This window comes from Desulfocicer niacini, from assembly GCF_054657595.1.
In genome coordinates this window covers 107,588-129,885 of sequence record NZ_BAAHYK010000009.1, presented here as the reverse complement: position 1 = coordinate 129,885, position 22,298 = coordinate 107,588, and the positions used below count along the sequence as shown (strand labels likewise).

Sequence of the window (22,298 nt, the reverse complement as noted above, 5' to 3'; positions counted from 1 at the left end):
TTTTCCATTCTCCATAAAATCCTGGTATACTTCAAAAGCATGCTGCCCTTTTTAGGGTGTTGCTATTTGCAGGGGCTTTTTTCCCCATATTTGCAGGGGCTTTTCCCCAAAAGACGGTAAAGTACTCTGGGGATCATATGAAGGATGCCAAATCCTTATACTATTTTTATGTGTTGTTTGTGTCAAGTAAAAAGAAGGTTGAACCCCTTATGCGTATATGGTACATGATTAAATTTGAAGGTTCATCTTAAAATTACCGGGGTTTTTACAGATTCAGGCGGACCCATGGGGTGTTATACCAGTCTCGTTCATTCTTGAAAATTGAGTTGGTAAAAATGCGGGAAATCGCGTCAATATACGTGGAGGAATTACATGAAAACAGGATGTTATACTGCTTTGATTACGCCGTTCACCAGCAATGGATCGCTGGATGCTGAAGGGCTTGACCAATTGATTGAGTTTCAGATTGAAAACGGGATCACAGGTATCCTGGCCGCTGGAACCACCGGGGAAAGTCCCACACTTAAATGGGAAGAACATCTCGGGGTGATTGGAGATGTGGCAAAGGCATCCAAAGGTAAATGTCTGTGCATTGCCGGCTCCGGCAGTAACAACACAAAAGAGGCCATGATGGCGGTGGCTCATTCCGCAGAGGTGGGTGTGGATGCCGTTCTCATGGTGGACCCCTACTATAACGGCCCCAGTTCCCTTGAAATCCGCAGGGAATATCTTGAACCGGTGGCAAAGGCCTTTCCCTCTCTTGATATTATTCCTTATATTATTCCCGGACGCACCGGTGCCCAGCTTCTGCCCGAAGATCTGGGTATTCTGGCAGCAGAATATCCCAATGTCTCTTGTGTGAAGGAAGCCACGGGAGACCTTAAAAACATGCAGCGTACCCGTCAGTGCTGCGGCAAGGACTTTAAAATTTTTTCAGGGGATGACGCCCTGGTTGCACAGATCATGAAAGATCCTGCCATCAAGGCCTGCGGCGGTTTTTCAGTGTTATCGAATATTGTGCCCAAGGCCCTTGTGGATATGATCCTGCTTCTGGACAAAGGGGATGTGGATGGGGCCCAGAAATTAAATCAGGCACTTTTACCCCTGCTGGGGCTTGTCACCGTAACCACAAAAGAAGCAACCACCCATGGAGAGGTGACGTGCAGGGCTAGAAATCCCCTGGCACTGAAAACACTCATGCAAATTCTGGGGGTGCCGTCGGGACCCTGTCGCAGACCCCTTGGGAAAATGACGGAAAAGGGCATTGCCGTTGTGTTGGCAGCCGCTGAAACGGTTCAGAAGAACAATCCGGAGTTTTTCCAGCCCCTGGCGGATTTTTTTTGCATTGACGTGGACGCGCGTCTGGCAGATCCCGTCCATCGAAAAAATCTGTGTTATGGTTATTGATTTCCGGTCCTGGTCATAATATTCAGTTAACGATGCGACATGCGGTGCTGTAAAAAAAAGCGCTTTCATTGCGGGCTTGCCCGGGTGTGTAAGCGCTTTTTTGGACAAATGGGGAAATCAGGATTATTTTTGGGGTGCCTGGACAGGAGGTGCCACTGTCTTGGCAATATCTCCTTCATTCTTGAAAAAAGTTGTCCTCAGCCATTCAAACCCAAACTGAAGCAGCTTGATATCATCTTCTTTTATCTCTTTTATTACGGCATCATCAACGTCATAGCGTTTAAGAAATGTACTCTCAAAAACAAATTTTTTAAATTTATCAATATTATAACAGGCCAGAAAGAACATCTGTTTGCTCTGTTCAGACAGTTTCAAGGTTTTTGGAACGGATTTTTTTCTGACAATGAGATTGGTCCAGCCAGCGTTGACCTCATCCCGGATATTCACCCCCTGATCTTCCCGCCATTCAGCAACTGTCCACTCCTTATCTTCCTCAAATCCCAGACAATGCGCTTCTTTTACCGTGAAGAAAAATGCATCGTCATCTTCTCCTTTTTCCTGATCACTGGTATAGCTCAATGAGCCCATGCCCAGCGGATAGTATCTGCAGGTGGAGGGGCGATCTTCGTAGATGAGACATCCGGTTTCGTCCTGGACAAAGGGGCAAGATTTCTGGTCGTCATCAAGAAGCTTCAATGTGACAACGGGCAGGTCTGCACTTTCCAGGAGATGCAGGTCTGTGTATATGGACAGAAATTCTTCCGAGGTCAGTTCAAGGCGTTTTCTCATGGTCAGTATATCATAGGGGGTGAGCATGATGTCGATGCCCCTGCAGCATTTGGTAAAGCACTTTACCCCTTTGTGGCATTTGAATTTGAATTTGGTTTCATAGCCCATCTGAACGGGCAAAACTTCAGATTCTCGGCTGGTTTTATGTTCATCATTCATTTTGCATAGACTCCTTATGGATTAATTTCAGGACATTAATATAGAAAACCCGGCGTAATGTCAATGTTTCCCCATAATATGGAGCAGGGGAACACGTGTGCCGCTGTACCACAACAGGTCATGGCATGGAATTCAAATTTTAATGTTGGCATATCTGTGGGGTTATAAAAATGTCTGAAAAAGGTGACATTGAAGGCTGATTATGTAAGTGATAGCTTAAAATAAGTTTGACAAGCGCATGTTTCTGGTCTATTTGTGGCATATGCTCGTTTGAGTTGAGATTTGACAAACCCATGTGCAAGGATAAACCAGATGATTATTACCATTGCAAGCGGTAAAGGGGGCACCGGAAAGACCACGGTGACGGTGAACCTGGCGGCGTCCATTAATAAAGATGATGTGAAAGTGTTTGACTGTGATGTGGAAGAACCTAATGCCCATATTTTTATAAGGCCTGATAATATTTCAAGTGAGCCTGTTTCCGTCATGGTTCCTAAAATTGATTCCGAATTGTGTACGTTATGTGGTGCCTGTGAAGAGATCTGTCAGTTCAGCGCCATCACCCTTGTGGCAAAAAAAATTATGACTTTTCCGGAAATGTGCCACTCTTGCAGGGGGTGTCAGATGGTCTGTCCTGAAGATGCCATTCAAGATGATTCTCGTGTGCTGGGAACGGTGCGCCGGGGAAAGAGCAGCCGGGGCATTGATCTTACCTGGGGAGAGTTGCGGGTGGGGGAAGCCATGTCGCCTCCCCTGATAAGCCAGGTGAAGGAGAGAATAAACCCTTTGGGCATCGCCCTTGTGGATGCACCTCCCGGCACTTCTTGTCCTGCCATTGAAGCACTGCGAGAATCGGATTACGCACTGCTTGTGGCGGAACCCACGCCCTTTGGCCTCAATGACCTTTCGTTGACGGTAGAGGCCCTTAAAAAGCTCAAGGTTCCCACAGGCATTGTAATCAACCGGGCCGATGACGAACCGGGAATTGTGGAAAGCTATGCAGCAAAACAGGGTATTGAAATCCTTCAACGCTTCCCATTCAGCCGTGAGGCGGCGTCCATTTGTTCAAGGGGCGGTTTGCTGGTGGATGAAATGCCGGAGATGAAAATTTTGTTTGATGAGTTGTTTGATAAGTTGCACCGACGCGTGTCGGAATGCAAAAAGGCAGGGGAGGTGAGAAAATGAAGGAGCTTACCATTATCAGCGGCAAGGGAGGGACCGGAAAAACAAGCGTAACGGCATCCTTTGCCACCCTTGCCTCCAATAGAATTGTGGTGGATGCCGATGTGGACGCCGCCAATCTTTTTTTGACCCTTGAGCATGATACCATTGCCTCTTCCCATTTCGAGGGGGGGAGCAAAGCCGAAATCCAGGCAGACAAGTGCATTCAGTGTGGTGATTGCCGGGATCGGTGTCAGTTTCATGCTATTTCTGAAGATTTTGTCATTGATTCCATCTCCTGTGAAGGGTGCGGGGTGTGCGCCTGGTTTTGCCCTGAAAAGGCCATTTCCTTTGAGCGGAAGGTGTGCGGTGAAAAATTTATATCAGACACCCCCTGGGGCCCCATGATCCATGCCCGCCTGGGTATTGCCGAAGAAAATTCCGGGCTTCTGGTAAGTCAACTGCGCCAGGAGGCCCGGCAGATGGCAAAAGAGAAAAAAATACCCCTGATCATCACCGATGGACCTCCCGGTATCGGATGCCCCGTGATTGCGGCGGTGACCAATTCCGATGCGCTGCTCATTGTAACGGAACCGACCCTGTCCGGCCTGCATGATATGGAGCGGGTAAAGGCCCTGGCTGATCAAATGAAAATACCCACCATGGTCTGCATTAACAAAGCGGATTTGAATCCGGAAATGGCTATGCGCATTCAAAAATTTGCAACGGAGAACAAGATCCGATTTGTGGGTGAAATTCCCTTTGATCGCGGGGTGATAGATGCCATGAAAGCCGGACAGAGTTTGGTTCAGTTTTCCAATGGGCCCGCATCCCGGGCCGTTGTACAGATATGGGAACAGGTTCAGCAGTTTTTTTCCTGTACCCCGGAACGCATTATGTGATCAAGTCAGGAATACATATGACTTGATGACCAACCCTGATGCTCTATGCTTAAGTTTTTTAAGTTTATAGACATGGAGGAGGGGGCAGGCTTGCGTTATTGGCATTATCCATGAGGTTTTAGGAGGCTTGGGCACAAGATGTGCCCTCCCTACCCATAAGGCTGAAAGCATTTTTGCATGATCGGTCAACAAAAATTTGAACGTCAAATAATATCAAGGAGAATAAAAATGAAAGTTGCTGTTACATCAACGGGTAAGACTCTGGATGCCGATCTGGATCCCCGGTTCGGTAGAGCTCAGTATTTTGTGGTTGTGGATACGGATTCCATGGACTTTGAGGTCAAGGAAAACACACAGAATCTGAATCTGCCCCAGGGGGCCGGTATTCAGGCGGGAAAAACCGTGGCGGATATAGGGGTCCAGGCTGTTATCACCGGAAATTGCGGTCCCAAAGCCTTTCAAGTTCTGGATGCGGCGGGTATTCACATTGTCACCGGTATCAAAGGTACAGTAAAGGGCGTGGTGGAGCAATTTAAGAAAGGTGAGCTGAGCTATGCCGGTGGTCCTAACGTGGAAGGGCATTGGGTTTAAATGAAATTCCCTCTGGGTTGTATATTTCCATGGTTTCACTGTTTGCAGTGTCTGCAGCCCAATATTGATGTTTTATATAGTTGAACGCAACTATTCGTAATAATTTGATTTTTAATTTTCATTATGGCAGGTGTCACTGCCATGCGTATTACTACAAAAGAAATGAAAGGACATCGAAGATGAAATTTGCAATACCAATGGCAATGGGTAAACTTACCACGCATTTCGGCCACTGCAGGGAATTTTGTATCATGGATGTGGAAGATGGAAAAATTACTGACACCATAGTGCTTGAACCCCCTCCCCATGAACCCGGGGTCTTGCCCAAATGGCTGCATGAAAAAGGAGTAAATGTGATTATCACCGGTGGAATGGGTCAGATGGCAAAACAACTTTTTGCCCAGGCCAATATTGATGTGGTGACCGGAGCACCAGTCGAAGCACCGGAAACCCTTGTAATGGCCTATCTTGAAAAAACCCTGGTTACCGGTGAAAATGCCTGTGGGCATGATCCCAACTCACCCTGTCAGCACTGAAAAATCAGGCCTGCTCCCCATTGTCCTCTTGAAAACTTATGGGGATCCGGGATCGGGGCAGGCCTGAGCGTTGATCATCCAATGAAATTCTGGGCCTGCTTACAACATCTGCCAGCGCTCACATGATACCTTTCTCCCCCAAAAAAGCCCTTGATGAAATGATGCCGACAGTGCATATTGCAAAAATGCCTGTGCCCCAGGTTTGCAGTTAATAGACGGTGGAGCAATTGCTTTGCCATCGGAAAACTGAAAAATGAGCGGATGGTGGGCATCTGCTTCTATGAAATATTCATCCATTGGACGGAGAACATAATGAAAATCAGAAAAGCGGTATTCCCCGTTGCAGGGCTTGGCACCAGATTTTTGCCTGCAACCAAAGCCATGGCTAAAGAAATGCTCCCGGTTGTGGATAAACCCATTATTCAATATGCTGTGGAAGAGGCTTTTGCCGCAGGTATTGAACAGATTATTTTTGTCACCGGTCGGGGGAAAAAAGCCCTGGAGGATCATTTTGATCGATCCTTTGAACTTGAAATGACCCTGAAAAACAAACATAAGGATGAGGCCCTGGGCCAGATACAGAAACTGGTACCCCCCACGGGTACCATTGTGTACACCCGTCAGCATGAACCCCGGGGATTGGGGCATGCCATCTGGTGTGCCAGGGATATTGTGGGGGATGAACCCTTTGCCGTTCTGCTGGCCGATGATCTGATTAAATCCAAGGTACCCGTGCTGTCCCAGATGATCAACCGGTTTGACCGTTTAAGGGCCAGTCTTGTGGCAGTTATGGAGATTCCCAAGGATCAGACGAACAGATATGGCATCCTGGACGCCCAGGAAATAGAGGACAATGTGGTGCGGGTTAAAGGGATGATCGAAAAACCCTCACCGGAAGATGCACCGTCCAATCTGGCAATTGTGGGCCGCTATATACTGACTCCGAAAATTTTTGGCTATCTGGGAAAAAAGGAGCTGGGGGCCGGTGGGGAAATTCAACTCACCGATGCCATGGAAAAATTGCTGGGTGATCAGCCGGTGTTTGGCTATAAGTTTGAAGGGGAGCGGTTTGATTGTGGCGACAAGGCGGGTTTTCAGATGGCTAATCTAGCTTTCGCCATGGAACGCTCTGATATTAAAGAGAAACTGGCTGATTTCATTAAGCGCATGGACTGCGATCTGTGTTCAGATAATTAAGGCTGTCCGGAAGAAATTCTGCCATGTTTTATATCGTGTTGAAAGAGCTTTTTTTTCGTCAGGAATTGGGCTGGTAGATCTGGCGAAGAGCCATAACTTTTTTAACATACCTCTGGGTTTCTTGAAAAGGGGGAATTCCCTTGTATTTATCCACATTCCCGGGCCCAGCATTGTAGGCAGCAAGGGCATGTTTTACATTTCCCTTGTATTGATTGATTAATTCTGTCAGATAACGGGTGCCCCCCATGATGTTCTGGCTGGGTTCAAAGGGGTCTGAAATGTTGAGTTCATCAAAATTAAAGGGCATAATCTGCATTAATCCCCGGGCGCCCTTTGACGAGACTGCCCGTGGATTGTATGCGGATTCTACCTCAATGATCGCTTTGATCAGTGAGAAATCTACCTTGAATTTTCGGGCCGCCTGTTTAATTAAATGATCATAGCATTTTTTATTCATGGGGCGTGTTCTGGACTTTTTCCCATTCATAAAAATTTTAAAGTTTCCAGAGGTGGGCGCGTCGGTGAAGTGAGTTACTCCGTTTTTATCCACAAACATGTAAATGTCTGCTGATACTGTTATCGGGAGCAATAAAATAGCTGTTAAAACCAGAGTGGCTGCAAATAGGCTTTTTTTATGAGGTTGTTTCATTGTACTATTATTTCTCCCTATAACATTTTAAAATGTATTTTTCCGGAAAAAAAGGTTTGGAGACATAGGGCATCAGTGTCTCCATAAAGGTGTCCACTAGATGGGCAAAGACCTTGTCTTTGTCTTTGTCCATGATGAAATTTCGCTCTTTGCGGTGCTCAAAGATGGTGGTTGCACCCACTTTGAGCAATATATTTTCCAGAGAAATTTCCTTGAGTGTCCCTTCGGAAAAGAGGGATTCTTTCACCGGGATGACAAGTCTTGCCACCATGGTGACTTGGTAGGCATCCACGCTGATTTTTCTGCTCAGGTCAAGAAGTTCCAGGGTTAGGTCGTTGGCCATGGGGATGGATTTTACATTTTTTTCTTCCATTATCAGATATCCTGAAACAGCTCCAGCTGTTTGTTTCCCTTTCGCTTGGGTTTGGGTTTAAATCGACTTTTACTGTAAATTTTCAATTCCTCTTCTATATCATAGACAAAGGGGGAAATTGAAGCTTTTATTGTTTTACCATGGATGCAGCGTTTCTGGGCATGGGAAAAACAAAGCTGTTTCCTGGCCCGGGTCATGGCCACGTAAAAAAGACGCCGTTCTTCGGCCATAATTTCAGGGGGGACAGGGAGGGGTTCCCCGTTTTTATCCCGCCGGGAAAAGGGGATGAGCCCGTTTTCACACCCGGTGATGAACACCACATCAAATTCAAGGCCTTTGGATGCATGCAGGGTCATCAGGAGCACCTTTTCGGCATGGGGTACCAGGGTATCCACATCCCGGTTAAGACTCAGATGATCCAGAAATGATGTGGGGTCTTCCATGCGGGTTGCTTCCATGGAAAGCAGCTCCAGGGTCTGGGTGCTTTTGTGGTTGGCCCGGATGATCTCGTCAAGGCCCCACAGACCGGAAATATAATCAAGGGTCTGTTTGCTGGAAAAGGCCTTGATTTTTTCCCCGGCTGTGTGGATCTTTGAGACGCATTGACATATTTTTTTATGGATATCACGGCGCAGGCCTTTGGGGGGAGCCTTTTGAAGATGGACAAGAGCCTGGGGCAGTGGTGCATTCTGGCGGTGAAACCACTGTCTGAGAAGTTCCCGGCTTTTTTTTCCGGTGCCGGCCTTGAAATGATCCAGTAACCGTTCAACATCCATGAAACTGCCTCGCTTCCTGCTTATTCTCATGAGGGACAGCACTTCTTTGATGCCGGGCTGCAAAAGGGTGTTTTCCCGGTGGGCCATCTGGCAGGGAATACCTGCTTTTCCCAATACTTCAGCAAAGATTTCTCCCTGTTTACGGGTTCGGTAGAGAACGGCAATATCGGAAAAGGAGAAGTCATCTTTCCGGGAGGTATCAATGCTTTGGCTGTCCATGGAAAAAAGAGACAGGCCCCCGGTGAGTTTCTCAATGGTTTTCCCCACGGCCACGGCCTCGGCCCGTTCCGATGCACTTGGCATTATCATCACCGTGTTTTTACCCTGGATGCCGGAAAACAGCCTGGGACCAGCTGGCTGGTCCCCGCATCGGGTGAGCATTTGGTGGGAGGCTTCAAGAATTGTTTCCGTTGATCGATAATTATTTTTCAGGGTGATGGCAAGAGCTGTGGGATAATCCGATAGAAACTGCTGGAAATAACGATTGTCAGAGCCCCTGAATCCGTAGATGGATTGATCCGGGTCCCCAATGACACAAAGGTTGTCACCATTTCCGGCCAGGATGCGGGTGAGTTGGTACTGACCTTGATTGATGTCCTGGTATTCATCCACAAAAAGATATTGAAATCGTTTCTGGAGGGTTGCGGCCATTTTGGAATCATTGGTTAAAAGTGACAGAACCATGTTGATGAGGTCTTCAAAATCCACCAGATTTAAAGTTTTTAGATTGGCCTGGTATATCTCCCATACCCTGGCATAATCTTCCCTGGTGGATAGATCTTCAATAAAATGGAGTGTATCCGTGGGGCCAAATCCCTGTTGTTTGGCTTTGGAAATATGAATTTCCGCCTGGGCAGGGGTGATTTTATGTGCCGAAGGGTTCAGCTGTCCCACAGCTTCTGCCAGGAGGGGGGCTCGCAGTTCATCCTCCAGGATGCCGGAAGAAAAGTCTGTGTATTCCTTCAGGATCATGAGGCAGAAGGAGTGGAAGGTGCAGGCGCACACTTTTTTTGGGGTGTCCGGGATAAGGATTTTTATTCTATCCTGCATTTCCCGGGCGGCCCGATTGGTGAAGGTCAGGGCCAGTATGGCATCCGGTGAAATTTTTTGTTCTTTAATGAGCCAGGCAATCTTTGTCGTGATGGTACGGGTTTTGCCGGTGCCGGGACCGGCTGCCATGATCAGCGGTTTATCCCTGCACAAAAGGGCTTGGTGCTGTTCCTGATTCAGGGAGGATAATAGATCCTGTGGTGGAAAGGCGGATGTGTTCTGTTTATCGGCAATGCGGCAGGGAAGGGTGTCCTGCGGTAAAAGATTATGATGGAGGGGTGGGGCAGCAGCTGTTTCTAAGGGTTTCCGGGGAACCGATTTCTTTTTTTCGGGGGGGAACAACTCTGTTTCTCCCCGGAGGCTTTTTTTTTCTTCGGTGCTGAAGAGATTGATCCGTCCATATTCTCCGTCAAATCCGGGGGCGATATCCACTTGGCCGGCGCGCATTTTTTCAATGGCCGCCCCCAGCAGGGGAATACCCAGGGCATCAATGTCTGCAAGGGATTTTTTTAACAGGAGATCCAGCTCCGGACCGGATCTTTCCAGGGCTTTTTCATATGTGGTGGTCACCTTTTTGCTTTTGGGGCCCACATCAAATATTTCAGACAGAATATCGGCAAGTGGTATGATGCTTTGATAACCGTGGCGGTGGGCTGGGGTATACCCATGGGGGCGATCTGCCAGTTCCTGTACCCGGTAGAGAACCCCCAGGGTGAGGGGCTTTTTGCACACAGGACAATTGCCTCCATGGCGCAGGGTCTTGGCGGGATCAAAAGAAATGCCGCATTTCCTATGGCCGTCATGGTGGTATTTTCCCTCCTGGGGAAACATATCAATGGTGCCCCGGTACTTGACAAGATCTCCTGTTTCCAATGCCCTTCTGACATGGTAATAGGAAAGGCCCGTGTCAAATATGGCGGCGTTTCTGCCGAGATACATGGGGGAATGGGCATCGGAACTTGATACCAGGCGTACATGATCCAGATTTTTTACCCGCCAGTTCATGGGTGGGTCCGAGGACAGGCCGGTTTCCACAGCAAAAATGTGCCGCGAGAGATCTCCAAAACACTCTTCAATGCTGTCAAATCCGGATTTGGAGCCCAGCATGGAAAACCACGGGGTCCAGATGTGGGCCGGGATGAGAAAGGCATCGGTGGAGACACAGAGCATTATGTCAAGGAGTTTTTCTGCATCAAGTCCCAGGATGGGGCGGCCGTCCGAGCTGATGTTGCCGATGGTCTCCAGGTGTGCGTTAAAGGTTTTAACCGATTTGATATCCGGGAAATAAATCAGATTATGATTTTTCCTCACCCGGCTGTCTTTTTTATAAATGGAACTGATTTCACACTGGAGGATGAATCGTACCTGCCTTTTACAGCTGAAAGGGATGGCAGCGTCCAGGGGTGCACTGAATTTTTCCTTTAATTTAAACAGACCCGGTGCCGCCGGTTCCAGTTTTTCTTCAATTTCCCGGAGCCATTCAGGGTGGGTGAAGTCCCCGGTTCCCACCAGGGTAATCCCCTTTTTCTGTGCCCATATGTACAGATTTTCCAGGTTTAGATTTCTGGCGGTGGCTCTGGAAAAATGTGAGTGAAGATGCAGGTCTGCTATGAATTCCATGGTGTGGTCTCTGTTTTTTTGTGGTCTTTCAATTTCGAACAGCCTTAAACTATCAATAACATGGGGCGAATTCAAGGGGAATCTCCTGCCTGATTCTTTTATAGGAAACTCGTGCCATCCCGACGACCGGGGCAGGTATTACCCTCCGCTCATGTATGCATTCGCATTTTTTCGAACCTCGCAGGCCGTCCATGGGCTGCTCCGAGAAAAATGGTAGCATTTTTAGCGTCCATGTTAAATGCTGCCATTGTATCCGCTCCGGGCAATACCTGTCCTGGTCGCCTCTGTTATCGCGTTTCATGATTCGTTGTGTTCGTGAGGGGAAAAGGGCCGCCGACGCTCATGAGCCGGATCGGATGGTCGTTGGGGACGGCATGATAGCATCTTCAATATTCGTTGTGTCCGCTGGTATATGCCCGTTATTTAAAAAAATGTGCATGTCGGGTTGTACGCCCCTTATCCATTGAAAAAAACGGGTTTATTGCATGCTTTTGCAAACCGTGATAGTTGTAAGCATGATCACGTAACACAAAAAAGGGAGTGGGAATTGAATGATAAAGATCGTGCCACCATTGATGGGTGGGCACAGCAAAAACAAGGAAACATAGTGCTTGGTCAGGTAATCACCGAAACTTCAGGAGATGCCACAATTAAACAGTTTTGTGACGTTCTAATGGATACGGTTCCCTTTATAAAGATAAATGCCATAAAAATCGAGAAAAAAGAGTTGCCATCCATTCAGGTGATGGACAATGTGTTTTTTTCTGCACTGCCCGGGGAAAAACTGCTGGCCGTATTTCTGGAGAGTCTGGATCTTGCGATGGGGGGAGCTGCGGTCATTGAAAAGGATGTTTCAGATATCCTTGCCGCCATTGACATTCCCGTGGACCTTAAACTTTATGTCGCCACCCAGTGTCCCCACTGCCCCGGTGTTGTTCGTTCCATGATGCACATGGCAGCGGTCTGTTCCCAGATCCATCTTCATGTGATTGACGGTACATGGTTTGATGGGGCTGCTGCCAGCGACGGGGTATTGTCTGCCCCCTGCCTGATCCTGGACAACGATTTCAGATGGTCAGGGGCCGTGTCCATGAAGGAAGTGGCTCAGGTGGCTGCAAGGCGTGATCCTGCGCTGCTTGGTACAGATTCCCTGCGTTCTATTCTGGAGGATGGAAATGCCCAGTGGATTTGTGAGAAAATAAAGGCCCATGGGGCTCTTTTTCCTGGGTTCGTGGGACTTTTGAACCATGAAATCTGGTCCGTGAGGCTGGGTGCCATGGTGGTGGTTGAAGAACTGGCCCAGGAGGATCCGGCCCTGGCATTGCAGCTGGTGCCGCTGGTGCTGCCATTGTTTGAGAATGCCGATGTCACCGTTAAGGGCGATCTTCTCTATGCCCTTGGAGAGGTGGGGGACGCATCGGTGGCAGATATCATTGCAGGCATGATGGAAACCTTTGATGATGAAGCGCTCATGGAAGCGGCCCAGGATGCCTTGTCCGCCATAGAGGAGAGAAGTTGACATGCAAAAAGACGGGATGAAACCCCTTCGCACCTGTGTGCTGGCGGATGGAACCTTTCAGACGGGGATTCATGCGCCATCCTTTTTTGTGGATAACTTTAGGGAGCACGATTACATTGGCCCCTTGGGCACGGATGCCTCCGGTGAGGCGGTCACCAATGAGATCAATTTCCCGGTAAATGATATCTCCGCCACTGGTGCAGACATTATTTATGAGGTTCCCAACGCCTTTCCCTTTAAAGGCACCACTTACATCAACTCTCGGTGGGCCGATGCTGCGGCCCGGGAAGGTTATGAAATATCACTTCCTTCCAGGAAATCCACCTCTCTTTGGAAAACACTGGAGGGCTGGGCCCAGAAAAACGGCCTTGAAGGCATGCCCGTGGCATCACTTTTTAAGGAGATGCCCCCCCCCCTGAAGATTGCCCTTGCCGAGGCAAGCACCGATCCCCGGGATCTGGCGGATCTTGCCCGGAGTGCCTGCGCCTTTGTCTTTGACGACGACGGTGTTAAGCCCCGGGGGCTTGTCTTTGAGAAACGCCCCGATGGCCGCCTGGTGCCAGCCATCAAAGATCCTGAACTCTTTGAAGTGGTGGCCAATAATCCGGATCTTCCCGATGCGTATAAACTGGCCATGGTGCTTCGTCCCGGAGCTCAGGGAAACAGTGAAATAACAGCGGAGTGGCACGAAAACCAGGGACAAAGCCATGTGTTTGAATATTTAAGACAGAATAGCTATATCCCTTGGGGGCACTTTGCCGCCAACACCGCCCATGATACCGTGCGATATCGCATTGCCGATCTCACCCGGGACGACATGTCGGGCATGCGCCATTTGTGTTACCAGCGAATTTATGCCATGGTGGCTCGGCAGCTGGGGATAAAACTTCCCCCAGGGCGGCACCGGATGTCCCGGGAGACCCTTGAGTCCCTTCGCCTGAAATTGATGGATGCTCTGGAAGGACACAACGACAAACCTCTGGTCTTTAACGGTAGCCTGTGGGGCTGGAATTTCGGGTTTGGCTGCAGTCAATCCGGCTATCGCCTCCATGCCTCCCATCAGCAGATCCACCAGCAGTATGCCATGATTCCCGGTCAGGTTCCCGGTAGAAAAAAGGATCATTTCATCTCTTCCTATGCTTGCGGTGATCTGGTGGCGGATTTTGTTAAGGAATATCGGGAATGCACCGGCAGGGGGTTTTTTGAAAATTATCTTGCCGCCATCCGCAGCAATCGGCGCCTGGACGGCAACAAAGAGGCCCCCAGCAGTCTTGTGGTGTTTGAAGATGATAACATTGTGCTTTTTGTACCCAAGGCCCAGACATCCCAGTGGGAGATTCAGATGATGCCCTTAAGACCCTGCGGCAATATTCTGGAGGCAGGCACTGCCCTTCGAAATTCCCTGGACAGGGGTATGTTTACGGCACTGGGTGTTCTTGAAAAACTGGGAGCCCGCATGGTCACCTGTATTGAATATGCCAAACGGTTTGATGACAGAAATACCGACCAGCGGCTGCTCTATGCCTTTCTGCCCAGACTGCCCCATTCCCCAGGGGCATTCAGTGAAGCCCAGTTGCGCTGGATCACCGGGCATTATCCCGAGGATTTCGCCCGGGCATGCCGCCGGAAAGTTACCTCTTGACAGTTTTATTTTGTTATCCTATAGATATCTCAACTATATTTACAATATATGGATCTTTGGTAACCGATATATCCGAAATATTTTCATAAAAACGGACGGATACCAATTGACGGGGGAAAAAACGATTTATGGCAATCAATGAAATGCCACCGGTGAAATTAAAGGGTGTGGGAGACGGTTTCTGGATTACTGTGGACCCCGAGGCACCGGAAAAGGAAATTAAAGAACAGCTGACTCTGCTGTTTCAGCGGCTTCGCCACCTGGCCATCAATTCCCGAATAACGCTGGATCTGGGGGAGGCAACCGGCTGTGAAGAACTGGTGGCCCGTCTGACACTGTTTTTAAAGGAAACCTTCAGCGTCGGTGTGGTGACGCTGCCTCCGGAGAAAAGATCAGTTCCCGTGGAACGTATTCGCCAGAGAGATTTATCCCGGGGCTGGAACCATCATAAAAGTGATGTGCTGATGTTGCAGGGTCGCGTCAGATCCGGGCAGAAGATTGAAGCCAGGAAACATCTTGTGATCATGGGCAATGTTAATCCCGGCGCTGAAATCCTGGCCGGGGGGCATGTGATTGTGCTGGGTAGACTTCGGGGACGGGTGCATGCTGGCAGGCCCGAAGATGAAACGGCCATTGTCATTGCCCTTGAATTTCAGCCGACCCATGTTAGAATCGGCGGAGTGTCAGCTTCAGGACTGGATGATGGTACCCATGAACACACAGAAATTGCCGTTGTTGAAAAAGGACGTATTGTGGTCAGTAACTATCTGGAGACGAATCTTTTTGATGCGTTGCCTTGGCCTGAGGTAATGTAGGATGTGAAGGTAGGTATTAAAGTGGCGAGTGTTTTGTATGTGACTATACAGGGTGGCTGATGCTGTGTTCAGTCCCTTGTTCAATATTATCCGGGTTACATGAGGTGTGAAGTGGAAGGAAGAATTATTGTTGTTACTTCGGGAAAAGGCGGAGTGGGAAAAACCACGGCCACGGCTTCCATTGGAGCTGCCCTTGCAATGGAGGGAAAACGGGTGGCAGTCATTGACATGGACATCGGGCTTCGAAATCTTGATGTGGTCATGGGGCTTGAAAACAGAATTGTATTTAATATTGTGGATGTGGTGAAGGGGCAGTGCAAACTCAGCCAGGCCGCTATCCGCGATCGACGGATTGAAAACCTTTTTCTTATACCTGCCTCCCAGAGCGATAATAAGGATGTGCTCACCCCCGCCGGTGTGGAACGGGTGGGAAAACAGCTCCGACAGGAATATGATTATGTATTGATGGACAGCCCTGCAGGCATTGAACGGGGGTTTGAAAATTCCGTTGTCAGTGCCGATGATGCCGTTGTCATCTGTACCCCGGATGTTTCCTCGGTCAGGGATGCCGATCGTGTCATTGGACTTCTATATGCCCGATCCATTACCCCCAAACTGGTGGTCAATCGCATTGTGTCAGAAATGGTGGCAAGGGGAGATATGTTAAGCCACGAGGATGTCATTGATGTGCTTTCCGTGCCCCTTTTGGGCCTGGTACCCATGGATCAGCAGGTGGTGATTTCCAGTAATGTCGGTCTGCCCCTGGTGATGCAGAATGACTCTGCCGCTGGACAGGCATTCCGTCGCATTGCACGTCGTTTGAATGGAGAGTCCGATCTTCCCATCCAGGTACCCTCCCATAAAAAAGGCATGTGGGGAATGATAACCCGTAAATTTGGTAGAAAATAGTGAGGACGATTTCATGTTTAACGCATTGCTGAGAAAATTTGCAGGCCATAAACCCACCAATAAAACGGCCAAAAAACGGCTACAGTTCACCCTGGTTTGTGATCAGCTGGAGGTGAATGATTCAACATTAAAGCGACTTCAGGGAGATATTATTACGGTTATTTCCCGGTATTTTGAGATTGACCGGGATGCCCTCCAACTTCAGGTGCAACGAGATAAAGATGTGTCTGCCCTGGTGTTTAATACTCCGATTCTTTGCGTCAAAAAGGATGCTGCAATACCCGCCTCTGACAGCGCCGGGCAAAAGAATTACAGGAAAAAGAAAAAATAAATGGCATGCTTCATTTTGGGCGTTTGGACAGGCTGTGTGGCTTGTACTTAAAAGGTATCTTGCTGAATTTCCTTAAAAAGTCGGCTGCCGGTTTGTATGCCGATATTGATGAAATCAGGTCCGAAGCGCCTGCCTGTATCGGTGCGAAAGGTTTTGCTTATTTGTACCATTTTATCCATGCCCGTGGGAAATTTGTTTAGAAAATCCTTGATGGGCATATCCTGGTAAATGACCATGTCCCAGACGGTATGGGTGAAATTGTCAGGTCCCCATCTGAACTTGTCTGCATCATAAAGTGCATTGGAAATCAGGGAGGCGGGCATGGCATCCGGGGGGAGGATCTGGAAGGCTTCGTGCTGTTCAATGGCGGTGCTGATGATATCAATTTCAAGGGGGGGCAGGTCAAAGGACTTTTCTTTTAGCACCTGCCGGGCAAACAGGGCCCCCTTTTCCGCATGGTGGGGCTCTTTTCTTTTGGTATCATGCAGCAGCCCGGCAATCTGAATCAGCTGCATGTTTCGCAGGATTTGGCTTGGCGGGCCGGGGGGCGGTGGCCCCAGGGCCATTTCCACCTGTACAATGGCGGCACCATCCACACAGACCCTTTCTGAGTGGTAAATTCCATGACCGAAATCATTTTCCAGCAGGGGATATACTCTTTTTTTCATGCGCTGGATCAGGGAGTCGTGTTGGAGCATTTTTTGTGAGGCTGCCATCTGGCGGGCAAACATCCCATAAAACCGGGGACGGGGGAGGCCCATCACAATTTGCCTTGCCTGGGTTCGCCATCTCAGGTAGGTTTCTTTCCGACTTTTTTGAAATAATGGATCGATGGCCGCCCCCTTGGCTGATGGTTCGGTTTGATCCCGGCATCGGTGATGTCTTGCCCTTTGTCCGGGAGGAGTGATCCCGGGATCAATTACCGCAAATTCCCTGAATGTTGCTTTTCCGGGTCAGTACACGGTGAAGGATTTTCCCTGGTCTGCAAGATCAATGCGGGCAAGGGAAATGATGGGAATATTAAGATGAGCCAGGTGTTCCCGGCCCCCTTCAAACACCTTCTCAATTATACATCCCACCCCGGCAAGACTGGCCCCGCTGTCTTTGACAATGGAAACAAGCGCCTTTAAGGTGGATGCTGTGGCCAGAAAGTCATCAATGATGATGACCCGGTCCTGTGGATCAAGGAACTGATCTGAAATGTACAGGGTCACCGCCTCTGCCTTGGTCCGGCTCCGGGCGTGGGCAAAAAAAAGCCTGCCGGTCATGAATGCCGGTTTCTTTTTTCTTGCAAACACCATGGGCACATTCATGGCCTGGGCCACCACCAGGCCAGGGGCAATGCCGCTGACCTCTGCGGTGACAATGCGCGTGACACCGGTGACGCCAGCTTCCCGGAACTTTTCGGCAAAGGCATGGCCCATGGCCGTGGTAAGCTCCGGCAGCAGCTGGTGATTGATAAAGGCATCGGCCTTGATGATGCCGTCTCCAAGATAACGGGCATTGTCTTCTATTTCTTTTTTCAGGGCCTTCATTCTTCTATTTTTACCACCTTTATGGCCAGTTCCTGGAGCTGGGCAGATGCCGCCTGGGACGGAGCATCGGTGAGCAGGCAGGCGGCCTTCTGGGTTTTGGGAAAGGCAATGACGTCCCGGATGGAATCTTCCTGGCACAACAGCATGGCCAGGCGGTCAAATCCAAAGGCAAGACCACCATGGGGCGGGGTGCCTGACCCCAGGGCATCCAGAAGGAATCCGAATTTCTCATGGGCTTCTTCTTCACTGATTCCAAGTGTTTTTAATACCTTTTCCTGGAGTTCCGGGGAGTGGATACGAATACTGCCCCCGCCGATCTCCGTGCCGTTCAGCACCATGTCATAGGCCCGTGATCTCACATTCAAGGGGTCCGTGTCAAGCTTGTTCAAATCTTCTTCCAGGGGCGCTGTAAAAGGGTGATGCAGGGCCTGGTACCTTTTTTCCACTTCGTCGTACTCAAGTAAGGGGAAATGGGTGACCCACACAAACCGGTAGGTATTGCTGTCAATGAGCTCCAGCCGTCGGGCCAATTCATTTCTCAGCTGTCCCAGGGCTTCATTGGTGACCTTGGGCGTGTCTGCCACAAAAAAGATGAGATCCCCGGTTTCCATGTTGATGCGTTCTTTCAGTGCCTGTTTTTCTTCATCTGTGAAAAACTTGGCAATGGGGGACTGCCAGCCGTCTTCTTTCACCTTGATCCAGGCAAGGCCCCGGGCCTTATAAATGGCTGCAAAGTCGGTGAGTTCATCAATTTCTTTTCTGGAGAAATTGATGCAGCCCTTGGCATTGATGGCTTTGACCATGCCGCCTTTCTGCACCACACTTGCAAACACTTTAAAGCCTGTGTCCTTTACAATATCAGATACATTGCAAAGCTCCATACCGAACCGCAGGTCAGGTCTGTCCAGTCCGAAACGTTCCATGGATTCTTCATAGGTGATGCGGTCAAAGGGCGTTGTGATATCAATGTCTCTGACTTTCTTAAACACCGTTTTGATGAGACCCTCGGTGATGGTCATGATATCATCTTCCCCCACAAAGGACAGTTCCATGTCGATCTGGGTGAACTCCGGCTGGCGGTCGGCCCTTAAATCTTCATCCCGGAAACAGCGTACAATCTGGTAATATCTGTCAAAACCGCTGATCATGAGCATCTGCTTGAACAGCTGGGGAGACTGGGGAAGGGCATAAAAATTGCCTTGGCTCACCCGGCTGGGGACCAGATAATCCCTGGCGCCTTCCGGAGTGCTCTTTGTGAGAAACGGGGTTTCAATGTCCAGGAACCCATTGTCATTCAGGTAATCCCTGACGGCCCGGGAGGCGGTGTGACGTGCCATGATGTTTTTCTGCAGCTGGGGGCGCCTCAAGTCCAGGTGACGATGTTTCAAGCGGATGCTTTCCGAGGCTTCCAACCGGTCTTCAATGGGGAACACCGGGGTTTGGGCATGGCTGAAGATCTTTAATTCGTCCACCATGATTTCAATGGCACCGGTGTCCATTTTAGGGTTGAGCATGTCATCGGGGCGCAGGATAACCGTTCCCCGGATGCCAAGCACAAACTCACTGCGAATCACCTGGGCTTTTTCATGGGCCGAGGCTGAGTTTTCAGGATTAAAAACCACCTGGGTGATGCCCCCACGGTCCCGGAAGTCTATGAAAATAACTCCCCCATGGTCCCGCCGGCGCTGGACCCATCCCATGAGTATAACCTCTTTTCCAACATCCGTTGCCCGCAACTCACCACAGGTGTGAGTTCTTCTCATATCTCCAAGTAAATCAGTCACGTCTGTCCTCTTATCACTTATATGATTAAATATTAATATCTATGTTCGTAAATTTTCGGGTTGACCGATGGGATGATCAAGTCCGTTTTGAGTTCCCCAGCATTGCTGCAATATCTGTCACGGGGTCATCCATGGAGATGGTGCTCTGGGTCCGGGTCTCCATGTTGCGAAACACCAGTGCGTTGGCTTCCATTTCTGAGTCCCCGACAATGAGCACATTTTTTGCATTGCGTTTGTCTGCCCGTTTCATGAGGCTTTTAAGGCTTTTACCACTGTAGTCCATCTCGGTTTTAAAACCGGACAGGTTCAGCTGTGATAACCATAGATGACAATTTCCCATGGCCTTATCCCCCAGAGCCACCAGAAACAGATCCGGGCCGTCATCTGGTTTTTGCTGGTCCAGCTGTTCCACAATGTGCACCAGACGGTCAAAGCCGATGGCAAAGCCAATGGCTGGAATTTCCGGGCCTCCCAGTTCCTGCACCAATGCATCGTAACGACCGCCGCCGGCCACGGCGCTCTGGGCACCCAATGCGGTGGTCAGGATTTCAAAGGCGGTGCGGGAGTAGTAGTCCAGTCCCCGAACCAGGGTGTTATCCACAATGAAGTCAACATTTTGGGCCTTGAGGGTGGACTGTACGGTGTCAAAATGGGTGCTGCAGCCAGGGCAGAGATAATCCAGGGTGGTGGGGGCACCTTCCAGGGCCTTGCGGCAGGCAGGAACCTTGCAGTCCAGGGTTCGTAAGGGGTTTTTCTCCATGCGCCGGAGGCAGTTGTCACAAAGTGTTTCTTTTCTGGCGGAGAGAAACGCCAGCAGGGCCTTCTGAAAATTGGGCCGGCATTCAGGGCAGCCCAATGAGTTGATGTGGGCCTTGAGGCCTGACAACCCCAGTCGCTGGAACAGTTCGTTGAGAATCTGGATCAGCTGGGCATCGATATAGGGGGATGCGATGCCGAACACTTCTGCATCAATCTGATAAAATTGTCTGTAACGTCCCTTCTGGGGACGTTCCCGGCGGAACATGGGACCCACTGTGTAGAATTTCCGGACAGGGTCTGCTGCATACATTTTGTGCTGGATATAAGATCGTACAATGGATGCCGTGGCTTCGGGTCTCAGGGTGAGTTTGTCACCTTTGCGATCGGGAAATGTGTACATCTCCTTTTCAACAATGTCTGTGGCCTCGCCAATGCTCCTTGCAAAAAGTTCTGTCTTTTCCATGATGGGGATACGAATTTCCTGGAATCCGAAGTTTCTGAAAATCTCGGCAGCTGTGCTTTCAATTTTCTGCCACAGTGGCGACTCTTCCGGTAATATATCCCTGAATCCTCTGATGGTCTGTATCATTTACCTCTTGCCTGCTTGTTTTGGGGGGCTCTGTTCTGATGCCGGTCACATTACGGATGGCATCTTTTTCTGGGGACAAGCCCGTTAAATTAAACCTTTTATATATCTGCAGTGGGGCTTAATAGTCAATCATTAAAATTGATATTTCAGCCCGGTGTCCGGGAACTGTTGCCCGGTGGAAAAGGCTTGAACCCTTGTAAAATCAGTGATACCTTGATTCTTAAATGATCATATGGGCTTTATTGTGGCCTGCTGCTCAGCGCTCATAATTGACGGTTTGTCCAGGTCTTGATTGCAGCACTGCCCAAGGCGGTGAGATATCGGCCGAACGGAGCAGGCGCGCAACGTAAACACGTGTCGAACATACTTTCAGGGGGAAAATAAAATGCCATCGAAAATAACCACCACCACCTTGTACCGGATGAAAAAAGAAGGAAAAAAAATAACCGCATTGACTGCCTACGACTACCCTTTTGCAAGAATGGTGGATGCTGCGGGTATTGAGATGATTCTGGTGGGGGACTCCCTTGGCATGGTGGTCCAGGGAAAGGAAAACACCCTGCCGGTGACCATGGATGAAATGCTTTATCATACCGCCATGGTGACCCGGGCCTGCGAAACCGCCATGGTGGTGGGGGACATGCCTTTCATGTCCTATCAATCTTCTCTGGACCGGGCCGTGGACAATGCCGGTCGATTTTTGAAGGAAGCCGGGGCCGGGGCCGTAAAGCTTGAGGGGGGTGCCGATGTGTGTGATGTGATCAAGGCTGTGGCCGCAGCCGGGATTCCCGTGCAGGCCCACATCGGGCTGACCCCCCAGAGTGTCCACCAGATGGGCGGGTTCAAGGTGCAGCGGGATGAGGACCGACTCATGGAAGACGCCCTGAATGTGCAGTCGGCCGGGGCTTTTTCCGTTGTGCTGGAAGGCATTCCCTCCCCCATTGCAGAAAAAATAACAAAGGCGTTGACCATTCCCACCATCGGTATTGGTGCCGGTCCCCATTGTGACGGGCAGATCCTTGTTCTCCATGATATGCTGGGCATCAATGACAGGCATCTGCCCAAGTTTGTTAAAAAATTTGCAGATCTCAATGCCGTTGCTGCCAAGGGGCTGGAGGCGTATAAAGACGCTGTGCAAAAGGGTGAGTTCCCCAGCTCTGAATTTGAATACAAATAAACAAACCCGGACAGCCTTTGCTGCTGAA

At 49.5% G+C, this 22,298-nt stretch carries 20 protein-coding genes; 12 read left to right on the top strand and 8 right to left on the bottom strand.

What is annotated here, in order from left to right; all coding sequences use genetic code 11:
* Positions 1-372: 372 nt before the first annotated feature.
* Positions 373-1,407, top strand: a complete 1,035-nt coding sequence (dapA, locus tag ACYQ2M_RS06765) for a 4-hydroxy-tetrahydrodipicolinate synthase (protein ID WP_459915566.1) — start codon at positions 373-375, stop codon at positions 1,405-1,407.
* A gap of 123 nt (positions 1,408-1,530) precedes the next feature.
* Here dapA and ACYQ2M_RS06760 read toward each other — a convergent pair whose 3' ends face one another.
* Positions 1,531-2,355, bottom strand: a complete 825-nt coding sequence (locus ACYQ2M_RS06760; RefSeq protein WP_459915565.1) for a YkgJ family cysteine cluster protein — start codon at positions 2,353-2,355, stop codon at positions 1,531-1,533.
* A gap of 312 nt (positions 2,356-2,667) precedes the next feature.
* On the opposite strand from ACYQ2M_RS06760, the gene ACYQ2M_RS06755 reads away from it, so the two are divergent.
* The 5 genes from ACYQ2M_RS06755 (at position 2,668) to galU (ending at position 6,742) form a co-directional block, all read left to right on the top strand.
* Positions 2,668-3,540, top strand: coding sequence for a nucleotide-binding protein (locus ACYQ2M_RS06755; protein WP_459915564.1), 873 nt, complete (start codon positions 2,668-2,670; stop codon positions 3,538-3,540).
* Positions 3,537-4,418 (top strand): ATP-binding protein, encoded by an 882-nt coding sequence (locus tag ACYQ2M_RS06750; protein WP_459915563.1) that lies wholly within the window; start codon positions 3,537-3,539, stop codon positions 4,416-4,418. The genes ACYQ2M_RS06755 and ACYQ2M_RS06750 overlap by 4 nt, the downstream gene beginning before the upstream one ends.
* Positions 4,419-4,646: 228 nt before the next feature.
* Positions 4,647-5,009, top strand: a complete 363-nt coding sequence (locus ACYQ2M_RS06745) for a NifB/NifX family molybdenum-iron cluster-binding protein (RefSeq protein WP_459915562.1) — start codon at positions 4,647-4,649, stop codon at positions 5,007-5,009.
* A gap of 179 nt (positions 5,010-5,188) precedes the next feature.
* Positions 5,189-5,545, top strand: a complete 357-nt coding sequence (locus ACYQ2M_RS06740; RefSeq protein ID WP_459915561.1) for a NifB/NifX family molybdenum-iron cluster-binding protein — start codon at positions 5,189-5,191, stop codon at positions 5,543-5,545.
* 312 nt (positions 5,546-5,857) lie between these two features.
* Positions 5,858-6,742: a UTP--glucose-1-phosphate uridylyltransferase GalU gene (gene galU, locus ACYQ2M_RS06735; protein ID WP_459915560.1), complete on the top strand. Its 885-nt coding sequence runs from the start codon at positions 5,858-5,860 to the stop codon at positions 6,740-6,742.
* A 58-nt stretch (positions 6,743-6,800) separates the two neighbouring features.
* Here the strand turns inward: galU and ACYQ2M_RS06730 are convergent, their stop codons facing one another.
* From ACYQ2M_RS06730 to ACYQ2M_RS06720, 3 genes are read right to left on the bottom strand one after another with little or no spacing between them, the layout of a single operon-like run.
* Positions 6,801-7,391, bottom strand: a complete 591-nt coding sequence (locus ACYQ2M_RS06730; protein ID WP_459915559.1) for a transglycosylase SLT domain-containing protein — start codon at positions 7,389-7,391, stop codon at positions 6,801-6,803.
* 7 nt (positions 7,392-7,398) lie between these two features.
* A complete protein-coding gene (locus ACYQ2M_RS06725; RefSeq protein ID WP_459915558.1) occupies positions 7,399-7,764 on the bottom strand; it encodes a hypothetical protein in 366 nt (121 codons plus the stop codon).
* A 2-nt stretch (positions 7,765-7,766) separates the two neighbouring features.
* Positions 7,767-11,285: a UvrD-helicase domain-containing protein gene (locus tag ACYQ2M_RS06720; protein ID WP_459915557.1), complete on the bottom strand. Its 3,519-nt coding sequence runs from the start codon at positions 11,283-11,285 to the stop codon at positions 7,767-7,769.
* A gap of 472 nt (positions 11,286-11,757) precedes the next feature.
* On the opposite strand from ACYQ2M_RS06720, the gene ACYQ2M_RS06715 reads away from it, so the two are divergent.
* From ACYQ2M_RS06715 to minE, 5 genes are all read left to right on the top strand, one after another.
* Positions 11,758-12,729 carry a thioredoxin family protein gene (locus ACYQ2M_RS06715; RefSeq protein ID WP_459915556.1) on the top strand — a complete coding sequence of 324 codons (972 nt, stop codon included), beginning with the start codon at positions 11,758-11,760 and terminating at the stop codon, positions 12,727-12,729.
* 1 nt (position 12,730) lies between these two features.
* Positions 12,731-14,371: a hypothetical protein gene (locus tag ACYQ2M_RS06710; RefSeq protein ID WP_459915555.1), complete on the top strand. Its 1,641-nt coding sequence runs from the start codon at positions 12,731-12,733 to the stop codon at positions 14,369-14,371.
* A 128-nt stretch (positions 14,372-14,499) separates the two neighbouring features.
* Complete coding sequence (locus tag ACYQ2M_RS06705; RefSeq protein WP_459915554.1) at positions 14,500-15,186, top strand: septum site-determining protein MinC; 687 nt, start codon at positions 14,500-14,502, stop codon at positions 15,184-15,186.
* Between the two features lie 111 nt (positions 15,187-15,297).
* On the top strand, positions 15,298-16,095 hold the full coding sequence (gene minD / locus ACYQ2M_RS06700; protein WP_459915553.1) for a septum site-determining protein MinD: 798 nt from the start codon (positions 15,298-15,300) through the stop codon (positions 16,093-16,095).
* Between the two features lie 13 nt (positions 16,096-16,108).
* Positions 16,109-16,426: a cell division topological specificity factor MinE gene (minE, locus tag ACYQ2M_RS06695; protein ID WP_459915552.1), complete on the top strand. Its 318-nt coding sequence runs from the start codon at positions 16,109-16,111 to the stop codon at positions 16,424-16,426.
* Positions 16,427-16,473: 47 nt separating this feature from the next.
* Here minE and ACYQ2M_RS06690 read toward each other — a convergent pair whose 3' ends face one another.
* The 4 genes from ACYQ2M_RS06690 to hisS form a co-directional block, all read right to left on the bottom strand.
* Positions 16,474-17,187 (bottom strand): HD domain-containing protein, encoded by a 714-nt coding sequence (locus tag ACYQ2M_RS06690; protein ID WP_459915551.1) that lies wholly within the window; start codon positions 17,185-17,187, stop codon positions 16,474-16,476.
* A 192-nt stretch (positions 17,188-17,379) separates the two neighbouring features.
* Positions 17,380-17,961 (bottom strand): xanthine phosphoribosyltransferase, encoded by a 582-nt coding sequence (gene xpt, locus ACYQ2M_RS06685; protein WP_459915550.1) that lies wholly within the window; start codon positions 17,959-17,961, stop codon positions 17,380-17,382.
* Entirely contained in the window at positions 17,958-19,745 is a 1,788-nt protein-coding gene (gene aspS / locus ACYQ2M_RS06680) for an aspartate--tRNA ligase (RefSeq protein WP_459915549.1), read from the bottom strand. Before aspS ends, xpt begins: the two co-directional genes overlap by 4 nt.
* 76 nt (positions 19,746-19,821) lie before the next feature.
* Positions 19,822-21,093, bottom strand: a complete 1,272-nt coding sequence (hisS, locus tag ACYQ2M_RS06675) for a histidine--tRNA ligase (protein ID WP_459915548.1) — start codon at positions 21,091-21,093, stop codon at positions 19,822-19,824.
* Between the two features lie 385 nt (positions 21,094-21,478).
* On the opposite strand from hisS, the gene panB reads away from it, so the two are divergent.
* The gene (gene panB / locus ACYQ2M_RS06670; protein WP_459915547.1) at positions 21,479-22,270 is read left to right on the top strand and encodes a 3-methyl-2-oxobutanoate hydroxymethyltransferase; all 792 of its coding nucleotides are present in this window, start codon (positions 21,479-21,481) and stop codon (positions 22,268-22,270) included.
* Positions 22,271-22,298 lie beyond the last annotated feature (28 nt).